The sequence below is a fragment of the Lysobacter changpingensis genome, from assembly GCF_017308985.1.
Classification (GTDB): domain Bacteria; phylum Pseudomonadota; class Gammaproteobacteria; order Xanthomonadales; family Xanthomonadaceae; genus Lysobacter_J; species Lysobacter_J changpingensis.
The window spans coordinates 115,399-133,064 of sequence record NZ_JADWPE010000003.1 but is presented as its reverse complement, the minus strand read 5'-3'; the positions used below and the strand labels follow the sequence as shown (position 1 = coordinate 133,064).

General features: G+C 67.8%; 15 protein-coding genes. 8 read left to right on the top strand and 7 right to left on the bottom strand.

Going from position 1 to position 17,666, the window contains the following annotated elements; all coding sequences use genetic code 11:
• Positions 1 to 29 precede the first annotated feature (29 nt).
• Positions 30 to 299 carry a hypothetical protein gene (locus I4U41_RS07525; protein ID WP_206860538.1) on the bottom strand — a complete coding sequence of 90 codons (270 nt, stop codon included), beginning with the start codon at positions 297 to 299 and terminating at the stop codon, positions 30 to 32.
• Positions 300 to 1,096: 797 nt separating this feature from the next.
• Positions 1,097 to 2,050 carry a LysR family transcriptional regulator gene (locus I4U41_RS07520; protein WP_206860537.1) on the bottom strand — a complete coding sequence of 318 codons (954 nt, stop codon included), beginning with the start codon at positions 2,048 to 2,050 and terminating at the stop codon, positions 1,097 to 1,099.
• Between the two features lie 162 nt (positions 2,051 to 2,212).
• Between I4U41_RS07520 and I4U41_RS07515 the strand changes: the two genes are divergently transcribed.
• A complete protein-coding gene (locus I4U41_RS07515) occupies positions 2,213 to 2,860 on the top strand; it encodes a TetR/AcrR family transcriptional regulator C-terminal domain-containing protein (protein ID WP_206860536.1) in 648 nt (215 codons plus the stop codon).
• 30 nt (positions 2,861 to 2,890) lie between these two features.
• On the opposite strand, the gene I4U41_RS07510 is transcribed toward I4U41_RS07515, so the two are convergent.
• The 3 genes from I4U41_RS07510 to I4U41_RS07500 are packed head-to-tail and all read right to left on the bottom strand — an operon-like array spanning position 2,891 to position 5,681.
• On the bottom strand, positions 2,891 to 3,538 hold the full coding sequence (locus tag I4U41_RS07510; RefSeq protein ID WP_206860535.1) for an alternative oxidase: 648 nt from the start codon (positions 3,536 to 3,538) through the stop codon (positions 2,891 to 2,893).
• A 36-nt stretch (positions 3,539 to 3,574) separates the two neighbouring features.
• Positions 3,575 to 4,630 (bottom strand): DUF2955 domain-containing protein, encoded by a 1,056-nt coding sequence (locus I4U41_RS07505; RefSeq protein ID WP_206860534.1) that lies wholly within the window; start codon positions 4,628 to 4,630, stop codon positions 3,575 to 3,577.
• Entirely contained in the window at positions 4,620 to 5,681 is a 1,062-nt protein-coding gene (locus I4U41_RS07500; RefSeq protein ID WP_206860533.1) for an HlyD family secretion protein, read from the bottom strand. Before I4U41_RS07500 ends, I4U41_RS07505 begins: the two co-directional genes overlap by 11 nt.
• Before the next feature lie 247 nt (positions 5,682 to 5,928).
• Here I4U41_RS07500 and I4U41_RS07495 point away from each other — a divergent pair, with 247 nt between their 5' ends.
• From I4U41_RS07495 to I4U41_RS07475, 5 genes are all read left to right on the top strand, one after another.
• Positions 5,929 to 6,579: a TetR/AcrR family transcriptional regulator C-terminal domain-containing protein gene (locus I4U41_RS07495; RefSeq protein WP_206860532.1), complete on the top strand. Its 651-nt coding sequence runs from the start codon at positions 5,929 to 5,931 to the stop codon at positions 6,577 to 6,579.
• Between the two features lie 7 nt (positions 6,580 to 6,586).
• Positions 6,587 to 7,828 carry a TetR/AcrR family transcriptional regulator C-terminal domain-containing protein gene (locus tag I4U41_RS18565; protein ID WP_206860531.1) on the top strand — a complete coding sequence of 414 codons (1,242 nt, stop codon included), beginning with the start codon at positions 6,587 to 6,589 and terminating at the stop codon, positions 7,826 to 7,828.
• Positions 7,829 to 7,930: 102 nt separating this feature from the next.
• Entirely contained in the window at positions 7,931 to 9,145 is a 1,215-nt protein-coding gene (locus I4U41_RS07485; protein ID WP_206860530.1) for an acyl-CoA dehydrogenase family protein, read from the top strand.
• 38 nt (positions 9,146 to 9,183) lie between these two features.
• Entirely contained in the window at positions 9,184 to 10,740 is a 1,557-nt protein-coding gene (locus I4U41_RS07480; RefSeq protein WP_320415155.1) for a phospholipase D family protein, read from the top strand.
• 108 nt (positions 10,741 to 10,848) lie between these two features.
• Complete coding sequence (locus I4U41_RS07475; protein ID WP_206860528.1) at positions 10,849 to 12,378, top strand: esterase/lipase family protein; 1,530 nt, start codon at positions 10,849 to 10,851, stop codon at positions 12,376 to 12,378.
• Here I4U41_RS07475 and I4U41_RS07470 read toward each other — a convergent pair.
• Positions 12,365 to 12,991 carry a response regulator transcription factor gene (locus I4U41_RS07470; RefSeq protein WP_206860527.1) on the bottom strand — a complete coding sequence of 209 codons (627 nt, stop codon included), beginning with the start codon at positions 12,989 to 12,991 and terminating at the stop codon, positions 12,365 to 12,367. The genes I4U41_RS07475 and I4U41_RS07470 overlap by 14 nt on opposite strands.
• On the bottom strand, positions 12,984 to 16,022 hold the full coding sequence (locus I4U41_RS07465) for a sensor histidine kinase (protein WP_206860526.1): 3,039 nt from the start codon (positions 16,020 to 16,022) through the stop codon (positions 12,984 to 12,986). Before I4U41_RS07465 ends, I4U41_RS07470 begins: the two co-directional genes overlap by 8 nt.
• Before the next feature lie 127 nt (positions 16,023 to 16,149).
• Here I4U41_RS07465 and I4U41_RS07460 point away from each other — a divergent pair, with 127 nt between their 5' ends.
• Together I4U41_RS07460 and I4U41_RS07455 are read left to right on the top strand one after the other, a co-directional pair.
• Positions 16,150 to 16,545 carry a hypothetical protein gene (locus I4U41_RS07460; RefSeq protein WP_206860525.1) on the top strand — a complete coding sequence of 132 codons (396 nt, stop codon included), beginning with the start codon at positions 16,150 to 16,152 and terminating at the stop codon, positions 16,543 to 16,545.
• A gap of 71 nt (positions 16,546 to 16,616) precedes the next feature.
• Positions 16,617 to 17,660, top strand: coding sequence for a LysR family transcriptional regulator (locus I4U41_RS07455; RefSeq protein ID WP_206860524.1), 1,044 nt, complete (start codon positions 16,617 to 16,619; stop codon positions 17,658 to 17,660).
• Positions 17,661 to 17,666: the final 6 nt, after the last annotated feature.

Genomic DNA, 17,666 nt, shown 5'->3' with positions numbered 1-17,666 from the left:
TCGGCCAGAAGCAGACGCATCCCCAAAGGCTAGCGTGCCCGCTTCGCCGATGCGAGAAGTCTGGCGACGACAGAGACGCCGATGCGTTCAAAGTCCTCTGGGCTCAACGCCATGTCTTCAATGCGGGCATTATCGAACTCAGGTGTGACCGTATAGAAGCTGCCATACGACCAGTTGATCGGATTCGCATGACGATCGGCGATCACGTCATCGAGGAACAGGCGACTTGTACCGTTTCCCATGTCGCGAAGGCAGATGACGAGCCCCCTGTCGTCCCCGACTTTGTCATCGCAGTCCATCGTCGCCTCCTGGTTGCGCTACGGTCACCTTAGCGAACAATGTTCGCTTGGGTCGACAGCGGACATTAGCATCGTTAAAGCGACTCGTACGGCCAATGCCCGCTATCGGCCAGAAGCGGACATCGCAAGGATTACCTGTCTTCTGCCGGGAATAGACCAGGCCCGCCTCTGGCGGGGTGTCCTGCTGCACGAACTTCGCCCTAGTGCGCGGGAAGCAACGCCGCCCCAGGTTGCTGAAGTCACCAGCGTTTCGCGGATGCTCGACAAACTTAAGCACCGATTCTCCCTGCGCAAATATCAGTAGCGAGATGCCATCGTTCTGGGCAATGTCTGTCCGAGCTTCTGCAGGCCAACTGACTCCCAACGCCTGAGCGGCGTCAGCGTCAGGCGAACAGGGCCCCAAGACGCACACCCGATCCCACTTGCCGTCAGCGGCAGCCTGAAGGCCCACGCGTTGTCCGTTTGACGCCGAGAACTGCGCCGAAATGGAGGACGATGTTGAGTCGTTACACCCGCATAGCACCGCTAGCGTCAGCATCAGCGGTCCAGCGCGTTCGTGCAGAGTTCCACGCAGCAAAGCCACCTCCTTAGCCGACAGCCACCGATTGAACGTCCGCTTTGGGTCGGAAGCGGACATTAGCACCGTCAAGGCGAGCTCGCCCGAGCAGGAGTCCGCTATCGGCCAGAAGCGGACGTTTGCACTCAACTCAGCCTTGCCACTGTTCTTGTGAGGTGCGCGCTGTTCGGACGCGGACCTTAGACAGCATGAATCCCGGCCCTCCCAAACGCCGCTGCATTCACGCCGCCCCCCGGATCCTGCTGGTCATGAAGTCGACGAACGCCCGTATGCGTGCAGGTTGCTGCCGGCGGCTCAGGTAGCAGATGTAATGGCTCCGGTTGTCAGGTGCCATGTGATCCAGGCAAACCAGCAGCCTGCCGGTCGTTACCGCATCGCGGCCGATGCACGCCGGCAACTGCGCCAGCCCCATTCCGTCCAGCGAAGCCTGCAGGACCAGCGAGGGGTCGTTGAACACGAGCCGCGCATCGGGCGTCACCGCGTGCATACGCTCTTCGCGCCTGAAATGCCATTCCTGCAAACGCCCGTTGGGCAGGCGGAGGTTGATGCACGCGTGTCGGGACAGGTCTTCGACGGATGCTGGCAGCCCATGCCGACGCGCATAGTCGCTTGAGGCGTGAACGCGTAGCTGCATCGGCGCGAGGAGCCTGGCGTGGACGCGGCTGTCCTCCAGGTCGCCATCGCGGAAGGCGACATCGATCCGGTCGGCGGCGAAATCCACCGCGCCTTCGCCCAACAGCAATTCCAGCGACAGCTCGGGAAACAGCGCCTGGAACTCCGCCAGCAGCGGCGCGACGACCTGTCTCCCGAAGCTTTGCGGTGCCGCGATCCGCAATTCGCCCGTCGGTGGCCCGGCGCGCAGTTCCTGCAATTCCTCCATCGCCAGCACGATTCTCTCCACCCCAGGCCAGCACGCGTCATAGAACGTGCGGCCTTCGTTCGTAAGCGACACGCTGCGCGTCGTTCGGCTCAGCAGCCGGGCGCCGACATGGTCTTCCAGCTTGCGGACACTGCGACTCACTGCCGAGCGCCCTACTCCCAGGCGATCCGCGGCGCGCGCGAAGCTTCCCTCCCGCACGACCGAGATGAAGGCGACGACGTGGGTGAAATTCGTCGGGAACCGCGCCGACAGCGGGCTCGACGTCAGCGTGTTGGGCAGGCAGGGAGTCGACATGGGTGGGCGCAGTTCATGGAAGCCGCCGCGCGGGAAATGGCTGGACGCGATCGCGCCCGCGTCCTTCGGGTCGATGCAGCGCGGCTCCTGGGTACTGGACAGTACCCTTGAAAGAAAAGGTACCGACGAGTACCTTAAGTTGTCAACCGGCAGGAACGTCCCGTGCCCTACTCCACCGATTCTTCGTCCCGCCGCACCCGTCGCAGCCCAGACGATCTGCGCCAGCAGATCCTCGAGGCCGCTGGCGAACTGTTCCTGCGCGACGGCTACGCCAACACCAGCATCGACGCGGTGATCGAGCGCGTCGGTGGTTCCAAGCGGGCGATCTACAGTCACTTCGGCGGCAAGGACGATCTGCTCGCAGCGATGCTCACGGGCATTTCCGAAGAGGTGCTGCGCACGCTTCCGGACGCCGGCGATGTCATCGGCGACGACGTGCGTGCTTCGCTGATCCAGTTCGCGGGCGCGGTCATGCGCGCACTGATGGACCCGCGGACCGTGGCCCTTTACCGCCTCGTGATTGCCGAAGGCGCGCGCAGGCCGGAGCTTGCCGGGATCTTCCTGCGAAGCGGCCCGCGTCGCGCCGTGACGGGGCTGGCGCAACTGCTTTCGCGGCATGCCGAGGCGGGTTCACTGGCCATCGGCAATCCCACCGCGACGGCGGAACACTTCATCGGCATGTTGCGCGACGATACCTACCTTGAGGTCCTGCTCGGCGTCCGGCCGCCTTTGAGCGAACGCGCCTGGAAGCCGCGGGTGATCCGCGCCGTCGACATCTTCCTGCAAGGCACCGCCACGCGCGTGCGCTGAGTCGGTGCCATGTTGCCCCGGGGGAATCCGTTACAGGGCGTCGGTGACAGGTACCGTGCGCGCGTGCTGCGCGGCTATCGCGTGATTGACGTCGCGGTGCCCCGCTTCGTCCTGCCGGACCGCGATGACGACCTCGCGCAGGCGTGCATCGGGCGGCAATTGCCAATAGTCGATGGCGATCGCCGGCGCTGGAACGTTGTCGATCCGCCCCGCGTCGATCTCCTCCAGGTAGCGCGTGTAGCTCACCACCGCTTCTTCCTCGAAGTAGCCGACCAGCCGATGCGCGGTGCGGGAGGACGCCAGGTAGAGAAGCAGGTAGAACGTGAAGAACAGGGCCTGGGCGACGAGCACCATCATGCGTTCGAAAGCGCTCGGCCGTGCGATCTCCATGAAAGTCATCAGGTGCATGCGCTCGTTGTCGGCTTCGTCGAGCAGCGTGCGGATCCATCCCCGATCGTGGCGCATCCAGCGCAGGCAGCGAAGGTGCAGCAACGCACCGCCGACCATGCCTGGCACGGCGGCGACGGTCTCCAGAACGATCGCGCGGTTGCCATATCGCTTGGCGAACAATGTGTCGGCGAAGAGGCGCAAGGCCCTGGTGATGCCATGGGCGATGCGGTCGGACACGGTGCGGACGGGATGGTGAAGTTCGACGAAGTGTTGGGTCTCGGCGTTCATCCGGCTGGCTCGATACAAAGGAAGGTACGCAGGGCATCACCTTGCGGCGACGACCGCACGGTCCGCGAGATACCAGCGCAGGAACCAGTCGAACGCGAAGATGCACAACAGCATCGCCAGGACCGCCACGGCCACGGAGCTGAAACGGTAGAGCGACACGCCGTACAGGTCGCCCGTCGGGGACAACTGGCCGATCAGCACGGCCAGGGCCGTCGCGCCGCTCAATCCGACCGCGGGGCCCGCGTTCTCTCGCACGTGCATGACCGCGAACAGCAACATGCCGATTCCGTACAGCGCGACGATGAAAACCACCTGGGAGACATGCGTGTAGAGGATGAGTTGCAGCACGAGCGCGTAAACCGTGCCGAGCAACGTGCCGGCGACGCGCGTCCACGCGGCACTGCGCCCGCCTGCCAGCGACATCGGAAACAGGATCAGCACGGTCGCGGCCTGCGCGGAGAGCGAATCGCTCAGGTCCAGCAGCTGGAACGCGATGAACGACGCGCTGGCGCACACGGCGCCGAGCAGCATCTGGTGACGGACCACGCCGAGCGGCTTCGCGCCGGCTGGACGCGGGATGTTGCGCTTTTCCGGGAGGAGTGCATGCACGAGCGCCGCGATGAAGACGGCCAGCAAGGTGGCGATGAACTGTGCGTTGAACAGATCGCTCTTCGGCACGTGCGGATAGCTGGCAAGGTGCACGAGCACCGACGTCGCGACCATCGACAGCGCGCCGAACAGGAACAGCGGTCCGTTCGCCATCAGTCGAAAGCACAGCAGCGAGAACGCGAAGAACACTGCCACCGCAAGGATCGGCGACGCATTGCCCAGCAGCAACAGCAGGTTGACCATCGCAATGCTAGCCACGCTGCTGGCGATGAATTGCAGCGCGATGGGCAGTTTGAAGACCGGCACCAGGCCAAGCAACAGCACCGGATACAGGCCGAAGAACACACCGAATGGCCAGTCGGCCAGTTTCACCACCATCAGTCCGAACGTGCTGCCGATCGCGATGCGGCACGCCTGACGCCATGCGTGTTCGCCCAGCGCCGGGTGTACAGGCGCGGATGCCGGTAGCGCGTCAGTAGACATAGTGGAGCAGCGTGATCAGCTGGATCTGCAGGTTTCCCAGCCAGTAGCGCAGTCCGTCGGGGCGTGGGTGCAGTTGCACCGTCGCGCGGGCACCCGTCATCAACGGGCGCGATGGCGCTTCCAGCAGGCGGAGGTTCACGCGTACGCGTTCGGCATCGCGCACCCAGCGATCGTTCTGCGTCGGCGCGGCCAGGCGGCCGTCCGGATCGATCTGGCCCTGCGCGACGCCCGCGTCCAGCGAAGTCACTTCCGCGTCGAACAAGCGCCCGGGTAAAGCGTCGAACGCGACCTGCGCCCGCGTGCCGCGCGCGACGTTGATCAGCGCCTTCTCGCGGAAATCCGCCTGCAGGTTCGGCATTTCGCTGATCAGGACGAGTTTGGGCGCGCCGGCCTGCGCGTAGGCACCGACCTGAAGACGCATGTTGCTGACGATTCCCGACGCCAGTGCGACCACTTCCGTGCGGCGCAGGTTGAGCTGGGCGTTGTCCAGCGCATTGCGCGCCCGGCGCAGGCGCAGGCTTCGGTCACCGTCGTTGCCGCGTTGGACGCGCACGGCGTTGAGCGCTGCCCGTGCCGACTGCAGCGCGGCCTGCGACGCATCGCGACGCGCCTGCGCCTGGTCGAGCGCCGATCGAGATACGTAGCGCTCGCCGACCAGTTCGCGGAAGCGTTTCAGTTCGCGCTCGGCGTCATCGACCTGCGTCCGCATCCGCCGGACTTCCGCCGTGGCCGCGATGATGTTCGCGTCGAGCTGTGAGTTGTCCTGCATGGCCTGCTCCACGAGCAGTTCGGCGTCGTGGACGGCGGTGCGATAGGAGTCAGGATCGATGCGGAACAGCGGCTGGCCCGGCACGACCTGTTCGTTGTTTTGCACGAGCACATCGACCACGCGCCCGCTCACGTCTGGCGCGACCTGCGTGACGTGGTAGGTCAGCCGCGCTTCGGGCGATACCGGCATATGCACGTCGGCGATGAGGAAGTAGACGAACGCCAGTCCGGTCAGGGCCAGCGAACCGGACATCCAGGCGCGAAAGCGTGCGTCGGGACTCATGCGAACTCTCCTCGGATCCCGCAGGATTCCCACGGTTCGGCCATCGATATCGGGATATCTAGGCGCGCGCACCCGCGGGCGGAAGCCATCCGCCGGCGCACAGCATGTTGCTCCCCAGGCACCAATTCCCGGCCACACGGCGGTGCGGACTGTTTCTCCGAGGTAAACGGCCCGGGTCCCGCCGCGTGGCTACAGGCTCCCGTCGTGCGCTCCTAGAATCCCGCCGCTCCAGGCACCACGGACGACGATGATGTTCGCCGCTGCACACACCCATCCGGAGGGATCACGCGAGTCGCTTCGCGCCGAGCTCGTTCGGAAGGTCGCCGATGCCCTCCACTCGAGGCACGCCGATACGCTCGGTGCCGTCCTGCAGATGGCAGGCATACCGCGATCGGCGGTCGTCGCGGCCTTCGATCACGATGGCGCGCTATTCATCGCCGTCGTGACCGCGATTGCCGACCGGATGCTTGCGCCGCTGGCGGAACGCCCGACCGGCGCCAGCTTCCACGCGCAGCTGGTCGCGTTCGCGCGGCAGGCGACGGACGAATACTCGGGCTTGCAGCTGGGCAACCTGTATCGCATCGCGGTGACGGGCGATTTCGGCGCGCCCGCCATCCGCGCGGACTTTTACCGGCACGGTCCTGCACGCGTCCGCGACGATCTCGCCCGGTTCATGTCCTTCGCCAGGTCGCAGGGTTTCGCAGCCGACATGGATTGCCGGCGCGCGGCGGGACATTTCCTTTCACTGCTGCGTACGTACTGGGATGTTGCCGACGCGTCCCTGGCAAACGGCCAGGCCCGCATCGACGACGACCTCGACTGGATGGTCGAGGTGTTTCTTTCGGGTATCAAGACACGTTCCGACGATGCGTTCCCCACTTGCCACGCACTGGACTGATCGCGCCGTGAATGCGTTCCGATCCATCTTCAACCCGTTCTCGGCCAAGACGCCGGAGCCTTCATCGATCGCCATCGATGCCAACGGATCGCCCATCACCATCGAGCCGGCCAACTGGTTCATCTGCTTCGTGCCCGGCTTGCGCCGGCAGTGGTGGCACACATTCGCCGACCGCCGGCACAAGCACGTGTTCGCGCTTCGTCCGCACGAGGACGGCACCTGGCTGCTGATGGAGCCGTGGTGGACGCGGATGATGGTCAACGTGCTGACGCTGGAGCAGGCGATCAAGTTCCTCCGCTGGGGCGGGATGGGCGACGTCCTCAAGGTGCGCGAGTGGATTCCCGGGCGCGGTAGCCAGATGCGCGGTTGGGCCAACTGCAGCGTGCTGGTGTCCTACATGCTGGGCCGCCCATACAGGACGTGGACGCCCAACGGCCTCTACCGGCGGCTGTCGAGCGAGCCGGACGTCGAGCGGGTCGATGTGGCGGGATTCCTGCGTCGGCACGTGTCGTCGGAATCGCAGCGGCATTCGCGCACCGCACTGGCCTGGATGCCGAAGCTGCGCGGGGCCACGCTGCGGGACACGCTGCTGCACCTTGGAACCGCGGTCGTCGCCACGATGACGTCGCGATCCGGCATCGGGCTCCATCGAGCAGCCATCGCCGAAGGCGTGCGCGATCCCGGCGTCGCGGGAGCGTACCGGTCGGCGGCGCCGGAACAGGCGATCGAGAAAACGCGCAAGCTGCTGGCTGCCGCAAGATGGCGCGGCGAGATCGACGTGGACGATTGCGCACTCGCGGCTCGACGGTTCATCGCGATGCTCAGGGGGGACCTGCATCTGGAAGTCGTGCTCGGCCTGCGCGAGTCTCCGTCCCACAGCGAGATCCGCGATCACGTCGCGTGCGTCGTCGACGCGTTCCTCCACGGCGTTCATCGCCCGACACCCATGGCAGGCACGCCCCCGCCGACGCAAGCGCCCGACCCGGCCGACCTGCCCGCGCGGGGCCTGATCCGTGAGATCGGCGCCTCGGTGCGTGAACTCGCGCGCGGTGACGACTGGGAAGCCGTCGCGGGCCTGGCCGAAACGCTCTGGAGCGACTACGCAGGCTGCACCGGACTCACCTGGGAGCAGGCCTCCGGGCGTATTCGCCACGCCTGGGAGTCCAGCCCCGCCGGTAGTCACGCCGCGGCCGGGGAGCGCATGCGCGAGCCGCCTCGTTTTGGGGCATGCAGGGAAACAGGCTGTTGACGATCGCGCCGCTACTTCGCGTTTCATCGCACGACTAGCATCGCCTCAATGCAGCGATCGCAGGTGTGCGGTGCAGCTGCACGGGAAACAGGAGGACATCCGATGAATCGCCACGACGCTCCGGCGCTTGCCACGCAGGTCCGACTGCCAGAGGCGGACGGCGACTTCTACGGGTTCTCCGGCCTGTTGTCGGAAGAGGAGAACGCGCTGCGCCTGAAGGTACGGGCGTTCATGGAACAGGACGTCCAGCCGGTGATTTCCGACTTCTGGGAGCGCGACGAGTTTCCGTTCCAGCTGCTGCCCGGACTGAAGGCGCTGCGCATCAGCGGGATTCCCTACCAGGGCTACGGCTGCCCCGGCGGCACGACGACATCGCTGGGCTTCGTCACGATGGAGATCGCACGCGTGGATTCGTCCATCGCGACCTTCTTCGGCGTGCACAGCGGCCTGGCGATGGGCTCCATCTACCTGTGCGGCTCGCACGAGCAGAAAGAGCGATGGCTGCCGCCGATGGCGCGGATGGAGACCATCGGATCGTTCGGGCTGACCGAACCCGAGGTCGGTTCCGGCGCGGCCGGCGGGCTCACCACCACGGCGCGGCGCGACGGCGACACCTGGGTCCTCAACGGCCAGAAGAAGTGGATCGGCAACGCGACGTGGGGCGACATCACGATCGTGTGGGCGCGCGACCTCGACGACGGACAGGTGAAAGGTTTCATCGTCGAGAACCGCTCGCCCGGCTTCCACGTCGAGAAGATCCTGCACAAGATGGCGTTGCGGGTCGTGCAGAACGGGCTGATCACGCTGGAGGATTGCCGCGTGCCGGAGTCCAACCGCCTGCAGGAAGCGCATTCGTTCAGGGACACCGCGCGCGTGCTGGCCGCGACGCGTGCCGGCGTCGCCTGGGAATCGGTGGGCTGCGCACGCGGCGCCTACGAATACGCGCTGCGCTACGCGCAGCGTCGCATGCAGTTCGGCAAGCCGATCGCGAGCTTCCAGCTCGTGCAGGACCTCCTGTTCCGCATGCTGTGCAACATCACTTCCACGCAGGCGGTCTGCGTACGCCTGTCGCAGATGCAGGACCAGGGCCTGATGCGCGACGAACACGCCGCGCTCGCCAAGGGCGTGTGCACCGTGCGCATGCGCGAGACCGTGGGCTGGGCGCGCGAACTGCTGGGCGGTAACGGCATCCTGCTCGACCAGCAGGTGGGCCGTTTCGTCGCCGACGCCGAAGCGCTGTACTCCTACGAGGGCACGCGCGAGATGAACGCGCTCATCGTGGGCCGGGCGATCACGGGCTTCAGCGCTTTCGTCTAGGCGACGTTCGCGCGGCCATCGAGGTTGCGATGCGGCGCGTGGCGAAGCGGATCGTCGTCGGGCTGCTGGCGGGCATCGCCCTGCTGCTCGCCGCGTTCGCCCTCGCCGTGCTGATGACGAACCGCCCTGCCCCGCCCCCGTCCGGCATTCCCAAGTACGCCATGCCCCTGCAGCCCGACCAGACGGAGATCGATCGCGAACTCGCTCCGCTGCTTGCGGCGAATCCGGGCAGCACGGGCGCGGTGTTCCTGACCGACGGCCTCGACGCCTTCGCCGCCCGCACGATTTCCGCGCGACGGGCCGGACGCAGCCTCGACCTTCAGTACTTCATCTGGCACAACGACCTCACCGGGCGGCTCCTGGCGAGCGAGGTGCTCGGCGCGGCCGAACGCGGCGTGCGCGTGCGCATCCTGCTCGACGACATGAACGCCTACGGGCTCGACCCGCATCTGCTCGCGATGGATGCACATCCGAACATCGAGCTGCGCGTGTACAACCCGTTCAGCCATCGCGATGGCGTGGCGCGGGCGCTCGAATTCCTGCGCCGGCTGGTACGCATCAATCACCGGATGCACAACAAGGCATGGATCGCCGACGGCCGCATCGCAATCGTCGGCGGACGCAACATCGGCGACCGGTATTTCGAGGCGGGCGCGCAGACGAACTTCCGCGACCTGGACCTGCTGCTGTTCGGACCTGCCGCGCAGCAGGCCAGCGGCGTGTTCGATCGCTATTGGAACAGCGACGCGGCAGTGCCGATCTCCTTCCTCGGCAAGCGGGCGCCGGACGCGCTGCGCGCGGTGCTGGCACGCGTGCGCGACGACGCCAGGGGCGAGCCGGCCAGGGCCTACCTCGACCGTGTCGCCGCGTCGCAGCTGATCGGCAACTACTACCGCGACGCGATCGCCCCGCACTGGACGCCGCGCATCGAGGTCGTCGCCGATCCACCGCTCAAATGGAGCGGCGATCGCCGGCAGTGGCTGGTCGGGCGCCTGGCGCCGATGATCTCCGGCGCGCGCACGAAGGCGCTGGTGATCTCCCCCTACTTCATTCCCGGCGAGGACGGCACCGCACGGCTCGCCGAACTGACGCGGCGCGGCGTCCACGTCGGCGTGGTCACCAACTCGCTTGCCGCCACCGATGTGCATGCGGTCCACAGCGGATACGCGAAGTACCGGCCTCGCCTGCTCGAACACGGTGTGCGGCTGCACGAGCTGCGTCCGTACGCGATGACGAAACCGGGCGCGCAGACGCATCGCGAAGGCGCGAGCCTCCACACCAAGGCCTTCGTGCTGGACGACACGCGCGGCTTCGTCGGCTCGTTCAACGTCGATCCGCGGTCGAAGGACCTCAACACGGAAATGGGCGTGCTGTTCGACGATCCGGTGCTCGCCGCGCAACTGCGCTCGGAGTATCTGCGCCTGACGACGCCCTCGCTCAGCTACCGGGTCTACCGGAACAAGGACGGCGCGCTCCGCTGGCTGGATGGCACGCACACGCCACCGGTGGTGATGACGCACGAACCCGACGTGGGCCCCTGGCCGCGCGCGGTGGTTCGGATGGTCGGCTGGTTGCCGGTCGAGCCGCACCTGTAGTCGGCCTCGCATGCCGTGACCACGCCGCCGCGATCCGGGGACTCGAAAGGCGCATCGACGCCGCAGCCCGCGTCCGCCCACGCGCTGGATTCCGCCCGTGCATGGGCGATGCAGGCACCCGGAGCCGACGAGCCGTTGCGCGCGTGGCTGCACTGCGCGGTCGAGGCCTGGCGCGCCCTCGCCATCGGCCGCGGCGATGACGTCGAGGCCACCGTCGCATTGGCGAACCGCGCCGCGAACGAGGCGATCGCCCTGTTGCTGCGCCGGCATGCCGGCGGCTGGTGCGTCGGCCGGCTGCATATGGACGGCGTCGACGTGCAGGTCGAGTTCCGCAATGTGTCGACGACCTTGCCCCCTCCCCTGCGCATGCGGCTCGCCCGCGACGTTCCGATGGACGCCTTCGACGGCCGCCGCTACAGCCGGCCCGGGTTCGGCGTCGCGCTGGCGGCGCTGGCGTCGTTGAACGCGGCTTCGACGGCGTCGCGATTGCTGCCGCATTCCGGCGCCTTCCGGAACCTCACCGCCTGGATCGAGCCGGATGCGCAATCGCAGGACACGACGCCGACGCTGGTGCTGGCCGATCCCGGGCCGCTGGACGAGGTCGTCATCGGAGCGCACCGCCTGCCGCTCGCCCGCGACACTTCCGCCGCGTATGCGTGGGCGATGGAGGTATCGAAACTCGAACGTCGTGGACTGTGGGGGCTGGTGGGCGGAAAGGAGATCGGACGCCGCGCCGGCCTGTACCTGCTCGAAGACTACGACGCGCGCAAATGCCCGCTGGTGATGATCCACGGGCTCGGCAGCAATCCGCTGATCTGGTCGCGCGTGTCCAATGCCGTGTGGGGCGAAACGGACCTGCGCGAGCGCTTCCAGGTCTGGCAGGTCGTCTACCGGACCGACGTGCCGTTGCTGGTCGCGCGACTGCACGTGCAGCGTTACCTCGACGATGCATGGGCCCTGCTCGATCCCGATGGCGATGCCAGGGCGTCCTCGCGAACCGTGCTGCTCGGCCACAGCCTCGGCGGTGTCGTCGCGCGGCTGTTATGCGCGGACAGCGGCGACGCGCTGTGGAACGCGGCGTTCCTCGTTCCGTCGGCGATGCTCGATGCCGACGACGAGGACCGGGCACTCATCGACCGCATCTTCCACTTCGTGCCCTACGCGGGTATCGCGCGCGCCATCTTCCTCGCGGCACCGCACCGGGGCAGCCCGAGCGCGGCGGGCGTACTGGGGCGTCTCACCGGCGACGTCGTCGGCCGCCGCACGAACGAGGTACACGCCCTGCGTCGCATCGCCGGGCGCAATCCGCACGCGATCCGTCCCGAACTGCTGCCGGTGTTCCTCGAAGGCTGGATCAACAGCATCACCACGCTGCGATCCGAACAACCCGTGCGTCGCGCGGCTGAATCGCTGATGCCGCCTCCGGGTTTTCCCTACCACACGATCGCCGGCGTGCAGCCGGGACGTCATCGGCCATCCGACGGCGTCGTGCCGCTGGAAAGCGCGATGCTGCCGGGCGCCGCCTCGTCGCTGGTCGTCGAATCCGGCCACCGCGTGCACGAGCGCCCGGCCGCGGTGGCGGAAATCGTGCGCATCCTGCGCGAGCACGCACGGCAGGAGCCGCTCACAGTTCGATGATGCCGCGCCGTGCCGCGACCGTGACGGCATGCGTGCGGTCGGCGACGTCGAGCTTGGCGAAAATGCTCTTCAGGTGTCCCTTCACGGTTTCTTCCGACAGGCGCAACCGCGCGGCGATCTGCTTGTTCGCATGGCCGACCGACACCAGCCGCAGGATCGCGACCTCGCGTTCGCTCAAAGGCTCGTCGGCGACATGCTTGGCGATCTCGCCCGCCACGTCGCGATGCACGTGGCGCTGGCCGCGATGCACGTCGCGGATCGCGTCGACCAGCTCGGTGCGCAGGCTGCTCTTGAGCAGGTAGCCCGCCGCGCCCGCGCGCAGGGCGCGCACCGCCTGCGCATCGCCGGCGTAGGTGGTCAGCACGACGATGCGCGCGTGCGGATTCTCGGCGTGGATCGCGCCGATCGCCTCGACGCCGTTCATCCCGGGCATCTGCAGGTCCATCAGCGTTACGTCCGGGCGCAGTTCGAGGTAGCGCTGCAGCGCTTCGCTGCCGTTGTTCGCCTCCCCGACCAGCATCATGTCGGTATGGTTCGCCAGCAGCGCGGCCACGCCGTCGCGCAGCACCGGGTGGTCGTCGACGACCAGGACGCGGATCTTGGGATCATTCATCTGCGGACCTCATGCCGAACAGCCGCGACAGCCACCGGTGGCGCCTGTGCGATGCACGCCGCGCGAACGCCAGCCGGCCCGGAAGGGAAAGTGTAACTTCCGAGCCGCCGTGGTGAATGCTCGTCACGGTGAGCTTGCCGCCGATCTTCTCCGCGCGCTCGCGCATGCCAAGCATGCCGTAATGGCCTTCCTTGTGGCCGTTCAACACCACGTGCGAGGGAATGCCCACGCCGTCGTCGCGAACGCGCACGGCCAGTTGGCGGCTGTCGTAGCCGATGCCGATCTCCACCGACGACGCCTGCGCGTGATGCGACACGTTGAGCAGCGCCTCGCGCAGGATCTTGCTGACTTCCGCCACGACCAGCGGATGCACCGGCACCGGCCGGCCCTCGATCACGATGCGCACCGGGACGGGCGGATCGAACGGCGTGTCCTCGACCAGGTGTTCGATCACGCGCGTCAGGTCGCCCGCATCGCCGGTACCGCGAAGGTCGCGGACGCGGTTGCGTGCGTCGGCCACCACGTCGTCCGCCGCCGCCAGCGCCGAATCGAGCTGCGACTTCGACCCGTCGTCCGGCGCGATGCGGTCGGCGACGGCCTGGAAGCGCAGGATCAGGCCCTGCACGCCCTGCAGCAGCGTGTCGTGCAACTCGCGCGCGATGCGTTCGCGCTCTTCCGTGCGTTCCTCCAGCCGCGCCCGGATGCGCGCGGCGACCTGCGCGATGCGCAGCCGGTACAGCGCGATGAGCAGCACCAGCGCCACGCCCGCGCACAGGACCGGGAACCAGACCGACTGCACGAACGTTGGCGGTATCTCGAAATCGAGCGTCGCGCCAGTGCGGTTCCACACGCCGTCGTTGTTCGCGGCGATGACGCGGAACGTGTAATGGCCCGGCGGCAGGTTCGTGTAGAACGCCTGGCGCCGCAGGCCGGGATCGACCCATTCCCGATCGAAACCTTCGAGCTTGTATCGCACGTGCACGCGCTGCTGGTCGGCGAAGCTCAGGATGGCGAAATCGATCTGGATCTTCGACGCGCCGGTGTGCAGCCTGACGCTGCGCGGATCGCGATACGCCCGGCCGTCCACGTCGATCGAACGGATGAACACCCCTGGCGGCACGCGGTTGGAGAGGATCCGCGCGGGATCCATGGACAGCGTGCCGGTTTCCGTGGCGAGCCACAGCCGGCCGTCGCCGCCGAGCACCAGCGAACGTTGCGAATGCGAATGCGCGCGGCTGCCCAGTCCATCGCCCGGACCGAGCGAGAGCGCCTGCCCCGGCAGTTCGCCCTTCGCGAGTGCCGCGTCCAGCTCGCGCTGCGTCAGCCGCACCAGCGATCGCGGATACGCGAGCCATGTGTCGCCCTCCGGCGTACGCACGACGCCGTTGATGCGGCTGCGCGGCGACATCCCGGGAGCGCGCGCGGTTTCGACCTTGCCATTGCGATGGCGGGAGAGGCCGAACGCTCCGGCGGTGTAGACGTCGCGCCCGGCCGTGTACAGCGTCAGCACCTTGATGTCGCCGCCGCCGAAGTCCAGCGGGCTGTACTTCACCTCCGGCCCGCCGAACCATGCGAGCCGGTCGCCCACCTGCACGACCACGCCACCCGAAGGCGAACGCTCCATCGTCGTCGGATAGAAGTCGATGCGCGTGCCGGGCTGGAGTTGCGTCGTCCACTCCCCTCGCCGCAGTCGATGCACGCCGCTGCCCGCCGCCGAGATCCAGTAGTCGCCCTGCGCGTCGAACGCGCAGTCGTAGATGACGTTGTGCGCGGCCTGGCGGTCGGGTCGTTCGATCCGCCGCGCGATCCGCCCGTCCGCCCAGACCAGGATGTGCGTCCGCGTCCCGATCCAGATCGCGCCATCGGGCGCTTCACAGAGGCTTTCGGGCTCGGGCATGTCGCGAAGCACCGGTTCGGGCGCTCCGTGTGGTCGCGCGCGATACAGCGTCTGCGCCTGTCCGATGTAGACGCTGCCGTCGGACGCGGCCAACAGCTTGTCGCCGTACGCGGCGGGCGACGACAGCCCGGGCTGCGCGATCAGCGTCGCGGGCCGGAAGCGATCCAGGCCGCCCTGCGTGCCGATCCACACGTTGCCTTCGCGATCTTCCAGGACCTGGTTGGTCACGTCGGAAGACAAGCCGTCGCGTGCCGTGAACGATTCGACCGCCGCATCGCCCGGCGCGCCGATCGGCGCCGCGATGCGTTGCACGCCGTCGTAGCGCGTGGCGATCCAGATGTTCCCGCCGCGGTCGAACAGCGGCGTGCCGCGCGCCGGAAGTTCGCGCGCATTGCCCGACGCATGCGGTGCCGGCGGCTCGCCACGTCCGCCCGCGCCCGTGATCGCGCGCATGCCGCCGGCGTCGAAGAGCCAGATCCGGCCGAGTTCGTCCTGCGAGAGCTTCGCCCGCACGGCAGGCCGCACGATTTCGAACCGCGACGCGCCCGGCGCCAGGCGCGCGATGCCCGTGGTGCAGGCGACCCACAGCGCGCCATCGCGCGCGACGAGCAGGTTCGCCGCGTTGCTCTTCGGCAGGCCGTCGGCGGCGTCGTAGGTTCGCCAGTCGCCGTTGCGATAGCGCAGCACTTCCGCGTTGTAGTCGGCCGTGAGCGCCCAGATCGAGCCGTCCGTGCCTTCGACCATCTGCACGATGCGGCTCGGCGCGGGCGCGCCGGCGAGGATGCGCAATGCGCCGTCGCGGTACACCGCGAACTGCCGCGAACTTTCGAAACTGGTCCAGACCTCGCCCTTCGCCGTCACCAGCAGCGCGCTGGGCGATTCGTGCTTGCGGTCGTCGGGTTCGGCCGTGATGGGCTCGAAACGCAGTCCGTCGAAACGGAACAGTCCGTCGCCGGTCGCGAGCCACAGGAATCCGTAGTGGCCCTGCGCCATCGCGACGACCGGCACCGGGACTTCGCTTCCCTCGATCCAGCGCTGGTGGACGTAGCGCTCAAGCGGACGGGACCCGGCCGCGGACATCGCGTGCGACGTGGCCGCCAGGAGGGCGAACAGGAGGATCCCGAGTAGCCGCATGGCCGTTCCCGTGTGGGGCATCGTCCATGGGTGCCGGCTTTGGCGTTCGATATTACCCCCGATCAGGGGATCGAAAAGGCCCCCGGTCGAGCCTAGCGTAGCGCCGGATCGGCGATACCGTCGGGGCATGACCAATTACCTATGCCGCTTTCCCGATGGCGCTGCGGGACTTGGTTTGCTCGTGCTTCGCGCGTGCTACGCGCCGGTTCCCTTCGGCATCGCCGCGATACTGCCGCCGTTGACGATCGGAACGACCGTGCTGCGCCTTCTCGCCGGCGTGGTCGCGGTGCTGCTGCTGAGCGGCTTCGCCACGCGCGTGGCGGCACTCGTGCTGGGCGCGGCGATCCTTGCGATGCTGCCCTTCTCCGCCCCGATCCAGCAGGCGCTGCTCGCCGCGCACGTCGGCGGCTGCGCCGCGATGGCGATGCTGGGGGCCGGCGCCTACTCGCTCGATGCCCGCCGCCACGGCCACCGCGTCATCCACCTGCAGACCCGCCCCCCGGATCGGGGGGGCACGGATTGACCTGTCCGGGGATGTCGCGCGCCGCGTGCCGCTGGCACGCTCAAGGATGAACCCGGTCCGGAGGAAGCGCCATGTCGCACGTTTCGCTGCACCACTCCTCGTCCGACCATCGCGACTCGCTCGCATCCAGCCTTTCGGCGAGCTACGCGGGCGTGGTCGCCTTCCTCACCGTCGCCAACGAAGGCAGCTTCTCGCGCGCCGCGGAACGCCTGGGCATCGGCCGGTCCGCGGTGAGCCGCAGCGTGCAGAAGCTCGAAGCGCAACTCGGCGCACGCCTGCTCTCGCGCACGACGCGCAGCACCACGACGACCCGCGAAGGCGAGCAGTTCTACGAGAACTGCCGTCCCGGCGTGGAAAAGCTGCTGCAGGCGCTGGAAGACATGCGCGACCTGCGCGACGGTCCGCCGCAGGGCATGTTGAAGATCAGCGCCTCGCTCGGCTTCGGCCGCAAGGTCGTCGCGCCGCTGCTCGCGCATTTCCGCGAAGCCTATCCCGCGGTCGGCCTGGAACTGTCGCTGGAGGACCGCATGGTCGACCTGGCCGCCGAACGCATCGACGTCGCCTTCCGCGACGGCCGGCTGGAAGACAGCCAGGTCGTCGCCAAGCGGCTGATCCCGATGCAGATGCTCGTGTGCGCCTCGCCGGACTATGCGCGTCGCCGCGGCCTGCCGACCTCGATCGTCGAACTGGACGCCCACGACTGCATCAACCAGCGCCTGCCCAACGGCCGCCTGCTCGCGTGGGAATTCCGCGTCGACGGACAGCGCCACGTCCTCACGCCGGCAGGCGACATCGTCGTCAACGATCCTTCGCTGGCGATGCAGGCCGTGCTCGACGGCCAGGGCATCGCGCAGCTGGCGGCGTACCAGGTCTGCGAGGACCTGCACGCGGGGCGCCTGGTGAGCTGCCTCAACACGCTGGCGCCCGACGATCGCGGCCACTACCTGTGCTACCTGAGCCGCCATCAGTTGCCCAAGCGCATCCGGGTGTTCATCGACTTCATGAGCGATCGCATCCGCGCCATGGACATCGATTGCACGATGGTGGGCCTGAAGGCCGGCGACGCCTACGCGCATGCCTCCGGCGCGGATGCGCGTTCGGACGCGATCGCCTGATCCTTC